13 protein-coding genes are annotated in these 13,924 nt (G+C 59.9%); 7 read left to right on the forward strand and 6 right to left on the reverse strand.

The window, feature by feature from the left end; genetic code table 11:
* Positions 1-14: 14 nt before the first annotated feature.
* Both HJB82_RS06455 and HJB82_RS06460 read right to left on the reverse strand, forming a co-directional pair.
* On the reverse strand, positions 15-323 hold the full coding sequence (locus tag HJB82_RS06455) for an AzlD family protein (RefSeq protein WP_207581108.1): 309 nt from the start codon (positions 321-323) through the stop codon (positions 15-17).
* A gap of 3 nt (positions 324-326) precedes the next feature.
* Positions 327-1,055, reverse strand: coding sequence for an AzlC family ABC transporter permease (locus tag HJB82_RS06460; protein WP_207581107.1), 729 nt, complete (start codon positions 1,053-1,055; stop codon positions 327-329).
* A 133-nt stretch (positions 1,056-1,188) separates the two neighbouring features.
* Between HJB82_RS06460 and HJB82_RS06465 the strand changes: the two genes are divergently transcribed.
* A complete protein-coding gene (locus HJB82_RS06465; protein WP_207581106.1) occupies positions 1,189-1,452 on the forward strand; it encodes a DUF2164 domain-containing protein in 264 nt (87 codons plus the stop codon).
* Positions 1,453-1,497: 45 nt separating this feature from the next.
* Here HJB82_RS06465 and HJB82_RS06470 read toward each other — a convergent pair whose 3' ends face one another.
* From HJB82_RS06470 to HJB82_RS06480, 3 genes are all read right to left on the reverse strand, one after another.
* Positions 1,498-2,163, reverse strand: a complete 666-nt coding sequence (locus HJB82_RS06470) for a dihydrofolate reductase family protein (protein ID WP_221115789.1) — start codon at positions 2,161-2,163, stop codon at positions 1,498-1,500.
* Positions 2,164-2,255: 92 nt separating this feature from the next.
* Complete coding sequence (gene pncA / locus HJB82_RS06475; RefSeq protein ID WP_221139729.1) at positions 2,256-2,891, reverse strand: bifunctional nicotinamidase/pyrazinamidase; 636 nt, start codon at positions 2,889-2,891, stop codon at positions 2,256-2,258.
* A gap of 240 nt (positions 2,892-3,131) precedes the next feature.
* On the reverse strand, positions 3,132-3,629 hold the full coding sequence (locus HJB82_RS06480) for an EF-hand domain-containing protein (RefSeq protein WP_207581103.1): 498 nt from the start codon (positions 3,627-3,629) through the stop codon (positions 3,132-3,134).
* A 363-nt stretch (positions 3,630-3,992) separates the two neighbouring features.
* Here HJB82_RS06480 and HJB82_RS06485 point away from each other — a divergent pair, with 363 nt between their 5' ends.
* A complete protein-coding gene (locus tag HJB82_RS06485) occupies positions 3,993-4,340 on the forward strand; it encodes a hypothetical protein (protein ID WP_207581102.1) in 348 nt (115 codons plus the stop codon).
* Between the two features lie 27 nt (positions 4,341-4,367).
* Here HJB82_RS06485 and HJB82_RS06490 read toward each other — a convergent pair whose 3' ends face one another.
* Positions 4,368-6,848, reverse strand: a complete 2,481-nt coding sequence (locus HJB82_RS06490; RefSeq protein WP_221115788.1) for an ATP-dependent helicase — start codon at positions 6,846-6,848, stop codon at positions 4,368-4,370.
* A gap of 263 nt (positions 6,849-7,111) precedes the next feature.
* Between HJB82_RS06490 and HJB82_RS06495 the strand changes: the two genes are divergently transcribed.
* From HJB82_RS06495 to HJB82_RS06515, 5 genes are all read left to right on the forward strand, one after another.
* Positions 7,112-7,588 (forward strand): VOC family protein, encoded by a 477-nt coding sequence (locus tag HJB82_RS06495; RefSeq protein ID WP_207581100.1) that lies wholly within the window; start codon positions 7,112-7,114, stop codon positions 7,586-7,588.
* A 407-nt stretch (positions 7,589-7,995) separates the two neighbouring features.
* A complete protein-coding gene (locus tag HJB82_RS06500) occupies positions 7,996-9,939 on the forward strand; it encodes a PrkA family serine protein kinase (protein WP_207581099.1) in 1,944 nt (647 codons plus the stop codon).
* Between the two features lie 12 nt (positions 9,940-9,951).
* Complete coding sequence (locus HJB82_RS06505; RefSeq protein WP_207581098.1) at positions 9,952-11,226, forward strand: YeaH/YhbH family protein; 1,275 nt, start codon at positions 9,952-9,954, stop codon at positions 11,224-11,226.
* Positions 11,223-12,773: a SpoVR family protein gene (locus HJB82_RS06510; RefSeq protein ID WP_207581097.1), complete on the forward strand. Its 1,551-nt coding sequence runs from the start codon at positions 11,223-11,225 to the stop codon at positions 12,771-12,773. Before HJB82_RS06505 ends, HJB82_RS06510 begins: the two co-directional genes overlap by 4 nt.
* Positions 12,774-12,936: 163 nt before the next feature.
* On the forward strand, positions 12,937-13,845 hold the full coding sequence (locus HJB82_RS06515) for an adenylate/guanylate cyclase domain-containing protein (protein WP_207581096.1): 909 nt from the start codon (positions 12,937-12,939) through the stop codon (positions 13,843-13,845).
* The last annotated feature ends 79 nt before the right edge of the window (positions 13,846-13,924 follow it).

A 13,924-nucleotide genomic window follows, 5' to 3' on the forward strand; every position in this document is an offset into this window, starting at 1 on the left:
CTTCGGGCCGGTGCTCAGACGCCGATCGTGTGGCGCCACGCCATCACGACGATCCAGGCGGCGACCAGCATCCAGCTATGCGAGACGCGCAGGCCGACGAAGAGGGCGACGACCAGCGCCAGCTTCGAATCCCAGCCTCCGATGAAGAAGGCGGGGGCGACCAGCGTCGTCAGCACGGCGGCCGGCACGGCGTTCAGCGCCGCCTCCATGCGCGGCGGGATGTGCTTCATCCTGGTGATGAGGATATAACCGCCGATGCGTGTGGCGTAGGTGGCGACCGCGGCTGCCAAGATGACGAGCGCCATGTGAAGGTCGAATTCCATGGCTCAGACCTCGTGAATTTCGGATTGAAGGGCGTCGGCCTCGAGATCACCCGGTTGCGGCAGCGGTAATAGAGCGGCAAGCACGATGCCGGCGGCGGCGCCGAGGCTGACATGCCAGGGCGAACCGACATAGCGATAGGCAAGCACCGACGCGACCGCGCTGACGAGTGCCACGGGCAGGAAATTGTCGCGTTTGCGGAAACCGAGGACGATGCCGAGGAAATAGGCCGGCAGCAGGATATCGAGGCCGATCGCTTTGGGATCACCGATGAAGCCGCCGAGCAGGCCGCCGCCGACGCTGATCAGCACCCAGGGGATGTAGATGATGATGCCGAAGCCGAGATACCAGGCGAAGGTCACCGGCAGGCCGGCCTCGCCGCGTTTCACCGCTTCGGCAAACTGCGGATCGACGAGCAGGAAGAAGGTGAAGAACTTTTGGACCGGCGTGAAATCGCCGATATAGCGCGCCATCGCCGCCGAATAGAGCACGTGGCGAAAATTGACGGCAAGGATCGACAGCACGATCAGCCAAGCATGGACATTATGCCCGAAAAGTTCGATGCCGACCATCTGGCTGGCGCCGGCATAGACGGTGCCGCTCATAAGGGCGATCTCGGGAAGCGACATGCCGTTTTCGACCGCAAGCGCTCCGAACAGGGCGGCAAAGGGCGCCGACGCCAGCGCAACGGCGAAGCCGCCCCGCAAACCTTCAACAAAGTCGGCGCGAGTCATGCGATCTCATCCTGTTGGAATCCAAGGTTTCCCTTATGGTCTATGGTCTGCGTCGGCAATTGAATTTCATTGATTGACCAATCGATTTCGCTGAACCATCAAAGTCCTGATCGCATCCGGCAAAGAGGAAACCATGAAGAAAATCGAATTTTCGAAAGAGGCGAAGACGACGATCGTTTCCAGCATCCGCCGCTATTTCGAAACGGAACTCGACCAATCGATCGGTGTTCTGCCGGCAGAGTTCCTGCTCGACTTCTTCGCCGATGAGATCGGCGCTCATTATTACAATCAGGGCCTGCGCGACGCGCATGCGGCGCTTCTCAAGAAGATGGAGGACCTGGCGGAAGATATCTATCTGCTGGAGCGAGATGAGAAGAGCAAGGGCACGATCCCGTAAACGGCGCGCGGCGACGCGGCCCAAGATTTCAGAACGAAGAGGCGTTCAGCCCTCGCGCTTCATCCGCTCCCGGCGGGCGATTTCGGCTTCGGAGGGCTGCGCCAGCTCGAACGTTCCCGTCTTGATTGCGCCTCCACGCGCGTAGACGCTCATGATGACGCCGGTCGTCGAAACCGTGTTGGCGGTGAGCTTCAGCGCCTCCGGCTTGGCACCCTTGCCGAACAGGCGCTTGCCTGTGCCGAGGATCAGCGGGAAGGTCAGGAGCCGGAACTCGTCGATCAGGTCGTGCGTCAGCAAGGTTTGCAGCAGGCCACTGCTGCCCTGTGTCAGGAGGTCGGGGCCGTCCTGCTGCTTCAACCGGGCGATTTCGGCGGCGGCATCGCCGCGCAGCGCAACGGAATTTTCCCAGGTCAGCGGCTTTTGCGAGGTGGTCGCGACATATTTGGTCACGGCGTTGAAGACCTTGCCAATCGGATCGTCTTTCCCGACGAAGGGCCAGTGCGCGGCGAAGATCTCGTAAGTCTTGCGGCCGAGCAGCAGTTCGAAGGGATCGGTAAAGATCCCGCCCATGAACTGGCCCATCGGCTCGTCCCAATAATTGACGGTCCAGCCGCCTAGGGTGAAGCCGCTGGTCGGATCCTCCCGCGGCCCGCCAGGCGCCTGCATGACGCCATCCAAACTCACAAAGGCTGCGGCAACAACTTTTCTCATCACGCCGCTCTCGTCATCGGTGTATCTCCAGCAAGGACGATGCGGCAGGTGCCGATCCGACATACGATGCGGTCTTTTTTCGAGGCATCGAGCTACCTAACCACCACCTCGGCGCTGTCGATGATGGCGATGCCATGCGTCCGCATCTCATCGATGGCGGCGGCGACGCCTTCGGGGGTGATGCCGCGGCTGGCGTCCTCGATGAAGCGGACGCGGACACCCGGCATCATCTCCAACGCGTCGAGCGCGGAGAATTTGACGCAGTAATCGGTCGCCAGCCCGCAGACGTCGAGGTCGGTGACACCCTGGTCCTCAAGGAAATCGGAAAGGCCGGTCGAGGCATCGCGGTCATTGTCGCGGAAGGCCGAATAGCTGTCGATGTCGGGATCCTCGCCCTTCTGCTGGATCAGGTCGATCTCTTCGGATTTGAGCGCGGGATGCAGTTCAGCATCGAGCGTGCCCTGGATGCAGTGGTCGGGCCACATCATCTGCGGCTTACCCGACAGTTCCCCCATCTCGAACGCTGCGGCGTCCGGATGGGCGGAGGCGAAACTGCCGTGGCCCGGCGGGTGCCAATCCTGCGAGGCAACGATCAGATCGTATTTGCCGCTGTCGATCAGGCGGTTTGCGACGGCAACCACCTTGTCGCCATCCGGTACCGGCAGGTTGCCGCCCGGACAGAAGCCATTCTGAATGTCGACGAGCAGCAGCGCTTTTATCAAGGCCAATCCCTTCGCTTGTTCCAGTATCAGACGCCAAGCACATTGAACGCATCAACTAGTGGATTTCCAGACGCCGACGCGCAAGCGTTAATTCTCGTACTAGCGGTAGTAACCGGCTGCAAAAGAATGCTCTAATACAATCAGTGAGAGAATTGCCGGCGACTCTCGTGTCGAAACGGAAGGGGAGACGTAAGACGCTTTTGCATCTGGCGGATCGAGGCTCCCCCGACGGAGCCCCATGCCGAACTACGCCGCGGTCACGTCGTCGGCGGGATCACTTGCTGCGGCGGAAGCGCCGTAGGTATTGCGGTGGGCCTGGAGAGCCGTCTGCATGTCGCTCAACACTTTGGTGAGGAGCGGATCGCTATCGCCTGACGCATTGATTTTACTTGGATCGGCGGCGAGGAATTCGGACTCGGTCAACTTGCCGTCGCCATTGGTATCCATTGCGGCGAGGACGCCCTTGGAATCGTCGCTCTGATCGCCGCCGTCGCCCTGATTGTCGCTGTCGTCGGTTTTCTGCAAGGACAGCATCAGAGACAGGATGTCGGCGGTGATCTTCTTGGCGATATCAGTGCTGCTGTCGTCGCTATCGCCGTCAGTCGCGGTCGTGCCTGATGTCGAGGACTGTGATGCGGCGGCGAGCTCGTCTGGTGAAATGACGCCGTCGCCATTCTTGTCGAGACTGGAAAGCGGAGACTGGTACTGGGTTAATGTGCTGCCGAGAGATGAAACACTGGTCACTTGAACCTCCTTTAAAAAGTTCGTCGTGAGGCCCGCCTTTCATGGACGGGCAGCTTCCGAGCTAAGCTGATTTGCAGAAAGCGTCAAAGCGACGTTTTGACACGTTAACTTTTCGGTTACCAAATATATCCTATTGGAATTGTTGTATTTTTATCGACAGATGGATTCTGTCGAATTGGGTTCCGCGTCGGCGATCACATGAGACCGCGCTGGCGGTGCTCGCGGAAAGGGCCTTGAGCGCTGCGCCGGCTCTCCGCCGCGACGGCATTTCGTCCGCCCTTCCGGACGCGCGATGCGAGGGCGATCTTGCTCCCGGGCGCGATTTCTGCCTTTCTTGCTCAGACGCAAGCCGGAAGCGAAACCATGTCCGAGCCAGAGCCGAACGAGAAGATCGATGCGACGTTCCGAAACGGATCGCTGACGGCGACCGGGATCATCCTCGGTTTCTCCCTTAATTTCATCAGCGTCTGGGTTTCCAATCCCAATGACTGGAGCCGCATCGATATCCTGCCGATGCTGTTCCTGACCATCGGCATAGCCATTCAGGTGAAGGTCTTCGCCGATTTGCTGGCGCGCAATTCCCTCATCGCCGTCAAATATGATCGGTCGCGCCGGCTCTTTCTAATCGGATTGGGAGTCGTCGCCGCGGGGATCGGCATCGCCCTCGTCAATGATATCCTGGGTCTTGGAAGGATGCGGATGCTCGGGTGAGCGTTTTCCCGCCATGCTGACGCGACGTCAGACGCGCTCGACGAACCCGTCCAACACCCGCTTCTGTCCAGCTCGGTCGAACTCGATCGTCAGCTTGTTGCCTTCGATGCCGGTGATGTTGCCGTTGCCAAATTTCAGATGGAATACGCGGTCGCCGAGCGTGAACTTCGACGGTTCCGACGAGGTGGATTTTGCCACCAGTTCGCCTTCGATCGTGCGCCCCTTCGGGCCGCTTTCGCCATAGCCGATACGTTCGACGGCGTGGCCGGAGCGGGAGCCCCAATTGTCGCGCGTGGCGTCGGTCTTGTTGGCCTGGGCGCGTTTCCAGCCGGGGGTGGAATAGGAATTGGCGAAGGGTTCTGATTTGTCGAAGCGGGACTGGCCGTAGCCGCCGCGGCCATACCCACCATAGCTCTGCTCCATTTCGGCGACCTCGACATGGGTTTCCGGCAGTTCGTCGAGGAAACGCGAGGGCAGGGTTGACTGCCAGAGGCCGTGGATGCGCCGGTTGGAGACGAACCAGATATGGCAGCGGTGTTTGGCGCGGGTGATGCCGACATAGGCAAGGCGGCGTTCCTCCTCCAGGCCGGCGCGACCGCTTTCATCCAGCGCGCGCTGATGCGGGAAGAGGCCTTCCTCCCAGCCGGGGAGGAAGACGGTGTCGAATTCCAGCCCCTTGGCCGAGTGCAGCGTCATGATCGAGACGGCATCGAGATTCTCGTTGGTCTCGGCGTCCATGACCAGCGAGACGTGCTCGAGGAAGCCGCGCATCGACTCGAAGCTTTCCATCGAGCGGATGAGCTCCTTCAAGTTCTCGAGGCGGCCGGGGGCTTCGGCACTCTTGTCGTTCTTCCACATGTCGGTATAGCCGGACTCTTCGAGGATCTGCTCGGCAAGTTCGGTATGCGGTGTGTTTTCAAGCAGTTCCTGCCACCGGCGGAAAGATTGAATCACATCGAAGAGTGCCTTTCGCGCCTTCGGCTTCAGCTCATCCGTTTCGATGATGTCGGCGGCTGCCGCAAGCATCGGGATATCGCGGGCGCGCGCGTAGTCATGCAGCGCGCGCACCGTCGTATCGCCGAGGCCGCGCTTCGGCGTGTTGACGATGCGTTCGAAGGCCAAGTCGTCGGCGGGCTGGGCGACCATGCGGAAATAGGCCATCGCATCGCGGATCTCCAGGCGCTCGTAGAAGCGTGGGCCGCCGATGACGCGATAATTGAGGCCGAGGGTGACGAAGCGGTCTTCGAATTCGCGCATCTGGAAAGAGGCGCGCACGAGAATCGCCATATCGTTCAGCAGATGCTTGCCGCGCTGAAGCTGCTCGATTTCCTCGCCGATGGCGCGGGCTTCCTCCTCCGAATCCCAGGAGGCGTGGACCTGCACCTTGACGTCGTTTGGATCGGAGCGGTCGGTAAACAGCGTCTTGCCAAGCCGCCCTTCATTATGGGCGATCAAATGGGCAGCAGCCCCGAGAATATGTTCGGTCGAGCGGTAGTTGCGCTCGAGCTTGATGACCTTGGCGCCGGGGAAATCCTTTTCGAAGCGCAGGATATTGTCGACCTCGGCGCCGCGCCAGCCATAGATCGACTGATCGTCGTCGCCGACGCAGCAGACATTCTGCTTCTCGCCCTTGGAGCGCTGGGCGAGAAGCCTCAACCACATATACTGGGCGGTGTTGGTGTCCTGGTACTCGTCGACGAGGATATAGCGGAAGCGGCCGTGATATTCCTTCAAGAGATCCGGGTTCTTGCGGAAAATCGCGATCGGATGCATCAGCAGGTCGCCGAAATCGCAGGCGTTCAGCGTCTTCAGGCGTGCCTGATAGGCAAAATAGAGATCGCGGCCACGGCCATTGGCAAAGGCGCGGGCATCGCCCTCAGGGATATCGGCAGGGCCTAGACCCTTGTTCTTCCAGGTGTCGATCATGCCGGCGAACTGCTTGGCCGGCCACCGCTTGTCGTCGAGGCCTTCGGCCTGGATCAGCTGCTTGATCAGACGGACGACGTCGTCGGTATCGAGAATGGTGAAATCGGAGCGCAGGCCGACGAGCTCGCCGTGGCGGCGCAGAAGCTTGACGCCGATCGAGTGGAAGGTGCCGAGCCAGGGCATTCCCTCGACGGCGCCGCCGACGAGCAGTGCGATGCGCTCCTTCATCTCGCGGGCGGCCTTGTTGGTGAAGGTGACGGCGAGGATCTGCGACGGGAAGGCGCGGCCGGTATTGAGGATGTGGGCAATGCGGGTGGTCAACACGCGCGTCTTGCCGGTGCCGGCGCCTGCAAGCACGAGGACCGGGCCTTCCAGGGTTTCGACGGCTTCGGTCTGCTCGGGGTTCAGTCCGGTAAGATAATCCGGCCGGGCGCCGCCGTCGCGGGCCGCCATCGCGCGAGCGGCAATGCCGCCGCCGGGGGCGGGCGCTCTTGCTGCGGGCGCGGCAGGCGGCTGCGGCTTGCGCGCCATCTCGTCCGGCTCTTCGTCGAAGAAGGGAATATCGTCGAAACTATTGCTCATGGCGCGTAATGTAGTGATTCGGGAAGGAAAGACCAGAAAAGATGTTCTGCTTTCATTCCCGAGCCACCGCTAATCCAAGCGGGTTACTGCGGGCGGCAAGGCCGCCGGCCGGCGCGGCTGCGCTCGCCATGTCGGCTGGAATGGGGCGAAAATTTCTAATCGCAGTCTGTCGGAACCGGCGCCGGCCGGGCGTCCTTGGATCGGGCTTGGATCATCGGGCAGTAGTCTGGGGACATGCTCATCAACAACAAGGAGGCTGTTGCATGGCGAAGGTCGTTTCAAATCTTTGGTTCGCGGAGGAAGCCCGTGAAGCTGTCGAATTCTACGTGTCTGTTATTCCCGACTCCAGGATCGGCCGCACCACCATATTGCCGGCGGAGACGCCGAGCGGACCTCCCGGCAGCGTCGAGCTGATTGAGTTCACACTCGGCGATCAGGCCTTCCTGGCAATGAAGGCCGGCCCGCTCGATAGCTTCAACCATTCCTTCTCGATCGCGATTCTCCTGGAAGGCCAGGCCGAGATCGATCGGATATGGGAAGCATTCCTAGCCAATGGTGGCACGCCGGAGGCCTGCGGCTGGCTGAAGGACCGCTGGGGCCTGTCCTGGCAGATCGTGCCTCGCATGCTTGCCGAGATGATCGCTGACGACAACCGCGAGCGGGCCAGGCGCGTGACCGAGGTGATGCTCGGCATGGTCAAGATCGATGTCGCTGCGCTGGAGAAGGCATTCAACGGCTGAATTGCCGCGGCGGGGGACGGTCGCGACGATTGGCTCACGGCCCGGATGCGCCCGTTTCCATCATGTCAGGAGCGGGTCGGCACGTGCTGGCCAGCATCGACTCTGCGCAGATTTGGCTGCCAATCGCCGATTTTTCCAGAGTTCGAATCACGGGCGACATTGCACACCCTTTTCATCTTTCTGTCACGTCGCGAAATGTGCTGATACCGCAGGGGTGCTTTTTTCAACTATAATGAGAAACAGTTTCGTAGAGTAAAAATAACCGGTGCATGCACGTTTTTGTGCGTTGCAAGAAACAGCCGGTGAGCGTCGAATATACCTACGAAATTATTGATTCTTAGGAACGTCGTAGCCATCTCGATGGTTATACGACTTTGAGCCTGCGGCATAACCTTAATGGAGGGCCCATGCTGAACGAATCCGTATTCGATGCGTTTACGCGCAGTTACGAAGCACGCCGCGAAACCGATATGTCGGTGGCCGAGTATCTCGATCTCTGCAAAAAGGACCCGATTGCCTATGCCAATGCGACGGAGCGCCTGCTCTCCGCGATAGGCGAGGCGCAAATGGTCGATACCGCCAAGGATACGCGGCTTGGCCGGATCTTCATGAACAGGACCATCCGGATCTATCCGGCCTTTACCGGTTTCCACGGCATGGAAGAGACGATCGAGCGCATCGTTTCCTTCTTCCGGCACGCGGCACAGGGGCTCGAGGAGCGCAAGCAGATTCTCTATCTGCTCGGCCCGGTCGGCGGCGGCAAGTCTTCCTTAGCGGAGCGGCTGAAGCAATTGATGGAGGTTCATCCAATCTATGTGCTGAAGGCGGGCGACGAGATCAGCCCCGTTTTCGAAAGTCCGCTCAACCTCTTCGATCCGGAGACGATGGGGTCGCTGCTCCAGGAGCAATACGGTATCCCGCTGCGGCGCCTGAACGGGCTGATGAGCCCGTGGTGCCTGAAGCGGCTCGACGATTTCGGCGGCGATATTTCCCGCTTCCGTGTCGTCAGAGTTCAGCCTTCGCGGTTGCGCCAGATCGCCATCGCCAAGACCGAGCCCGGAGACGAGAACAATCAGGATATCTCGTCGCTGGTCGGCAAGGTCGACATCCGCAAGCTGGAGACCTACTCGCAGAACGATCCCGATGCCTACAGCTATTCCGGCGGGCTCAACCGCGCCAATCAGGGTATCCTTGAATTCGTCGAGATGTTCAAGGCGCCGATCAAGATGCTGCATCCGCTGCTGACGGCGACCCAGGAGGGGAACTATATCGGTTCCGAGAATATCGGCGCCATACCCTTCTCAGGCGTCGTCCTTGCGCATTCGAACGAAGCCGAATGGCAGACCTTCAAGGCCAACAAGAACAACGAGGCCTTCATCGACCGCATCTGCGTGATCAAGGTGCCGTATTGCCTCAGGGTGATGGAGGAGCAGAAGATCTACGAGAAGCTGATCGAGGGATCGGAGCTGGCGGATACGCCATGTGCCCCGGCAACGCTCGAAATGCTGGCCCGTTTTTCCGTGCTCTCACGCCTGCGCAAGCACGAGAACTCGACGTTCTTCTCGAAGATGCGCACCTATGACGGCGAGAGCCTGAAAGAAACCGACCCGCGCGCCCGCAGCGTTCAGGAATACCGGGATGCTGCCGGCATCGATGAGGGCATGGACGGCATATCGACCCGCTTCGCCTTCAAGGTGCTTGCCTCGACCTTCAATCACGACACCACGGATATCGGCGCCGATCCTGTCCATCTGATGTATGTGCTGGAACAGTCGATCCGTCGCGAGCAGTTTTCCGATGATGTCGAGAAGCGCTATCTGGAATTCATCAAGGCCGATCTTGCGCCACGTTATGCAGAGTTCATTGGCAATGAGATTCAGAAGGCCTATCTTGAATCCTATGCGGACTACGGACAGAACCTGTTTGACCGCTACGTCGATTATGCCGATGCCTGGATCGAAGACGTCGACTTCAAGGATCCCGATACTGGCCAGCTTCTCGACCGCGAGCTCCTCAATCAGGAATTGACGAAGATCGAAAAGCCGGCAGGCATTGCCAATCCGAAGGATTTCCGCAACGAAATCGTCAAGTTCTCGTTGAGGTCCCGGGCATCCAATGGCGGAAAAAATCCGTCATGGACAAGCTACGAGAAGATCCGGGAAGTGATCGAGAAGCGTATGTTCTCGCAGGTCGAGGATCTTTTGCCGGTCATTTCCTTTGGATCGAAGAAGGACTCGGAAACAGAAAAGAAGCATAGCGAATTCGTCTCGCGCATGGCCGCGCGGGGTTACACGGAGAGGCAGGTTCGGCGCCTCGTCGAATGGTACATGCGCGTCAAACAGGCAAGTTAATGCGGAGCCAATATGCACATTGTCGACCGTCGGCTAAATCCGCGCGGTAAAAGTCTCGAAAATCGGCAACGGTTTCTTCGGCGCATGAAAGGTGCCGTGCAGCAGGCGGTAAAGCGTTCTCTGCAAAACCGAAACATTCGCGATGTGCTCGACGGCGGTGAGATCAGCCTGCCGATCGACGGAATGGCCGAACCGAGCCTTCGGAGGGGCGACGGCGGCACCGCCGATCACATTCTGCCGGGAAACAGAGCCTTCGTAGAAGGCGACATCATTCCGCGACCGCCGAGCGCGAGGGGCGGAAAACCAAAAGATGCGGGCGAAGGCGATGGGGAGGACGGTTTCCGCTTCGTGCTCACCCGGGAGGAATTCCTTGATGTATTTCTCGATGACCTGGAACTTCCAGACCTTGCCAAACGGCGTCTAGCCGAAACGGAAGAGGAGACTCCGGTGCGGGCCGGCTATTCCGTCTCCGGATCGCCGTCCAACATCGCCGTCGGCCGCACAACGAGACTTGCAATGATGCGCCGCGTCGCGCTTCACCGTCCGCGTCGCGAAGAGATCGAAGCCCTACAGCGGCAGATCGAGGAGTGCGAGGACGACGAGAGCCGCCTGGCGTTTGAGTCAAAACTCAAATCCCTAACGGAAAAAAGCCGGCGCATTCCCTATATCGATCCGCTCGACGTACGATATCGCCGTTTCGAGAACGAGCCGAAGCCTGTGGCCAAAGCCGTGATGTTCTGCCTTATGGACGTCTCCGGCTCCATGTCGGAACACATGAAGGATCTTGCCAAGCGGTTTTACCTGCTGCTCTATCTTTTCCTGTCGAAGCGCTACAAGAAAGTGGAGATCGTCTTCATCCGCCATACCGACAAGGCCGAGGAAGTCGACGAGGAAACCTTCTTCTACGGTCCGGCGACCGGCGGCACGCTGGTATCCAGCGCGCTTGTTGCCATGCGTCGGATCATTGCTGCGCGTTTCGATCCGGCAGAGTGGAATATCTACGGCGCCCAGGCCTCGGACGGCGACAACGCCCATTCGGACGGAAATTTGAGCGGACAGCTGCTGCGCGAGATTTTGCCGCTATGCCAGTACTTCGCCTATATCGAGGTGGGCGAAGAAGGCGGCGACTCTTCCGTATCCCGTTCACCGCTTTGGATGCTCTATGACGGGATCCGTTCAGAGCTGCTGCCGCTTTCGATGCGCAAGGTCTGCCGGCGCGGCGAGATATTCCCTGTTTTCCACGATCTCTTCCAGAAGCGGGATGCACAGTCGAGGGTGACGCCATGACCATGACGATGAGGCCAAGGGAGCGGCTGTTGTTCGAGGGGGCGGACTGGGACTTTTCAACGCTCCAGCGTATCCACGACGCCTGCGAGGAGATCGCGCTCGGCGAACTCGGCCTCGATGTCTATCCGAACCAGATCGAAGTCATTACCTCTGAACAGATGCTCGATGCCTATTCCTCGACCGGCATGCCGCTCTTTTATCGCCATTGGTCCTTCGGCAAGCACTTCGCGCATCACGAAGCCTTCTACCGCCGCGGCATGCGCGACCTCGCCTACGAGATCGTCATCAACAGTTCTCCCTGCATTTCCTACCTGATGGAGGAGAACACGGCGACGATGCAGACGCTCGTCACCGCGCACGCGGCGTTTGGCCACAACCACTTCTTCAAGAACAACTATCTCTTCAAGCTCTGGACCGATGCGGAGGGCATCCTCGATTACCTCGACTTCGCCAAGGGTTATATCACCCGCTGCGAAGAACGTTATGGCGAGACGGCGGTCGAGCGGACGCTGGATGCGGCGCATGCGCTGATGTCGCACGGGGTGCATCGATATGCGGGCAAGACCACCATCGACCTTCGCCAGGAGGAGAAGCGGCAGCAGGAGCGTCGCGCCCACGAAGAGCAGATGTTCAACGATCTCTGGCGAACGGTGCCCGTCGGCAAGGCCAAGAAGGCGAGCGACGGCGGTTTGGAAAAGCGACGCGCCGCGCTTGGCCTTCCGCAGGACAACATCCTCTATTTTCTCGAGAAAACCGCGCCGCGGCTGCAGCCATGGCAGCGGGAAATCCTTCGCATCGTCCGGCATGTCGCACAATATTTCCATCCGCAGCGGCAGACCAAGGTGATGAACGAGGGAACCGCCACCTTCGTCCATTACAAGATCATGAGCCGGCTTCACGAGCGGGGGCAGATCAGCGACGGCAACTTCCTGGAATTCTTGAAGTCCCACTCCAACGTCGTGTTCCAGCCGAGCTACGACGACCGGCGGTTCTCGGGCTTCAACCCTTATGCGCTCGGTTTTGCGATGATGCAGGATATCGAGCGGATCGTCACGAAGCCGACGGAAGAAGACCGCGCATGGTTCCCCGATATATCAGGGCGAGGCGATGCGATGGCGGTGCTGCGCGACATCTGGGCCAATTACCGGGATGAGAGTTTCATCAGCCAATTCCTGAGCCCGAACCTGATCCGCCAGTTGCGGCTGTTCCACCTCTACGATGATCCGGAACAGACCGAAGGGGTTCTGGTTTCGGCGATCCACAATGAGCGCGGATACTTGCGCATCCGCCGCCAGCTCTCCCGCGAATACGATATCGGCTGGACCGACCCGGCAATCGATATCGTCGATGTCGACCTCGCCGGTGACCGCCGCCTGTTGCTGCAACATATCATGATGAATGGCAGCTATCTTCAGGAAGCCGATACCAGGCTCGTCCTGCAACATCTTGCCGATCTCTGGGGCTACGACGTGTTGCTTCAGGAAATCGATGGCTCGAATACCGTGGCCAGAGAACATTCAGCAAGCCCGCGCAAGATCGTGCAATAATCCGCCGGTATGCTGAAGGGCGATCATGAGCAATTATCGGTGGCGACAGACATAAAGCCTTAGTAGGTTACCGGCGTTGCAATCGCCCACTTGATCCCCTGTCGGCCAGTTTCAGCCTTTGCAGCGATCTTTCCGGGGACGGATAGCGCGGAGACGAGAGACCATGAGTGAAACGCGGCGCAAGCTGACGACGATCTTCTGTGCTGACGTGCAGGACTATACCCGGCTGATGGGAGCTGACGAGGAGGGGACGCTTGCGGCGCTGAAGCGCTGCCGGGAAGCGATGGGGCATCTGATCGAAAGCCATGGCGGCCGTGTCATCAATACCTGGGGCGATGGGCTGATCGCCGATTTCCCAAGCGTCGTCGAGGCGGTGCGCGCGGCTGTCGATACCCAGAACGAACTTGCCGGCTTCAACGCCCGCCGCCCGACGGACGGGCGCATGCTGTTTCGCATCGGCATCAATCTCGGCGATGTGATCGTCGAAAACGACGACATCTACGGCGACGGCGTCAATATTGCCGCGCGGCTGCAGGCCTCGGCCTCGGCCGGCGGCATCGTCATATCCAGTACCGTCTACGATCAGGTTCGCAACAAGGTCGCGGTCGGTTTTGAGTTCCTCGGGCCGCTGATGGTGAAGAACGTCGATGAAGGCGTGCCGAGCTATGCGGTGAAGATCGGCAATGCCAAGGACGAGACGCCGCCTCGCCAACGATCCGGCCCCGCGCGGCCGCAGCCGGCGGCTGAGATCGCCGAGGCAAGACCGGCACCTGGCAGGCGCAGGCTGTTCGGTGTGCTCGGCGTCATCGCCGCTGTCTTGATCGGCATCAATCTTTTATCGTGGCAGGGCGTTTTCTGGGCGTGCTTTCCAGTGCTTGCGCTCGCCGTCGTCGCGGCGCTCGCCTGGAACCGCGACCAGACGCGGTTCAACCGCAGGATCGCCTCGCTGGCGATCGTGGCGCTCGGTATTGCCGGCATCAACCTTTTCACCTGGACGGGGCAGTTCTGGGCGGTGTGGCCAATACTGGGGATTACGGCTGTGATGGGCCTGCGGTGGTCGATGCGTCGCTAAGGCGTGTCGCGCAAAAGTGTGCAGCGGTTTTGCGCTAACGACATGCGTAAATACAAAGCGCTAAAGCGCGAGGCGCGAA

Source organism: Rhizobium sp. NZLR10, from assembly GCF_019685125.1.
Taxonomy (GTDB): domain Bacteria; phylum Pseudomonadota; class Alphaproteobacteria; order Rhizobiales; family Rhizobiaceae; genus Rhizobium.

Bases quoted from the DNA above. Each gene is read 5' to 3' on its own strand.
- HJB82_RS06455 (WP_207581108.1), bottom strand. From the start codon at position 323: ATGGAATTCGACCTTCACATGGCGCTCGTCATCTTGGCAGCCGCGGTC.
- HJB82_RS06460 (WP_207581107.1), bottom strand. From the start codon at position 1,055: ATGACTCGCGCCGACTTTGTTGAAGGTTTGCGGGGCGGCTTCGCCGTT.
- HJB82_RS06465 (WP_207581106.1), top strand. From the start codon at position 1,189: ATGAAGAAAATCGAATTTTCGAAAGAGGCGAAGACGACGATCGTTTCC.
- HJB82_RS06470 (WP_221115789.1), bottom strand. From the start codon at position 2,163: ATGAGAAAAGTTGTTGCCGCAGCCTTTGTGAGTTTGGATGGCGTCATG.
- HJB82_RS06485 (WP_207581102.1), top strand. From the start codon at position 3,993: ATGTCCGAGCCAGAGCCGAACGAGAAGATCGATGCGACGTTCCGAAAC.
- HJB82_RS06490 (WP_221115788.1), bottom strand. From the start codon at position 6,848: ATGAGCAATAGTTTCGACGATATTCCCTTCTTCGACGAAGAGCCGGAC.
- HJB82_RS06495 (WP_207581100.1), top strand. From the start codon at position 7,112: ATGGCGAAGGTCGTTTCAAATCTTTGGTTCGCGGAGGAAGCCCGTGAA.
- HJB82_RS06500 (WP_207581099.1), top strand. From the start codon at position 7,996: ATGCTGAACGAATCCGTATTCGATGCGTTTACGCGCAGTTACGAAGCA.
- HJB82_RS06505 (WP_207581098.1), top strand. From the start codon at position 9,952: ATGCACATTGTCGACCGTCGGCTAAATCCGCGCGGTAAAAGTCTCGAA.
- HJB82_RS06510 (WP_207581097.1), top strand. From the start codon at position 11,223: ATGACCATGACGATGAGGCCAAGGGAGCGGCTGTTGTTCGAGGGGGCG.
- HJB82_RS06515 (WP_207581096.1), top strand. From the start codon at position 12,937: ATGAGTGAAACGCGGCGCAAGCTGACGACGATCTTCTGTGCTGACGTG.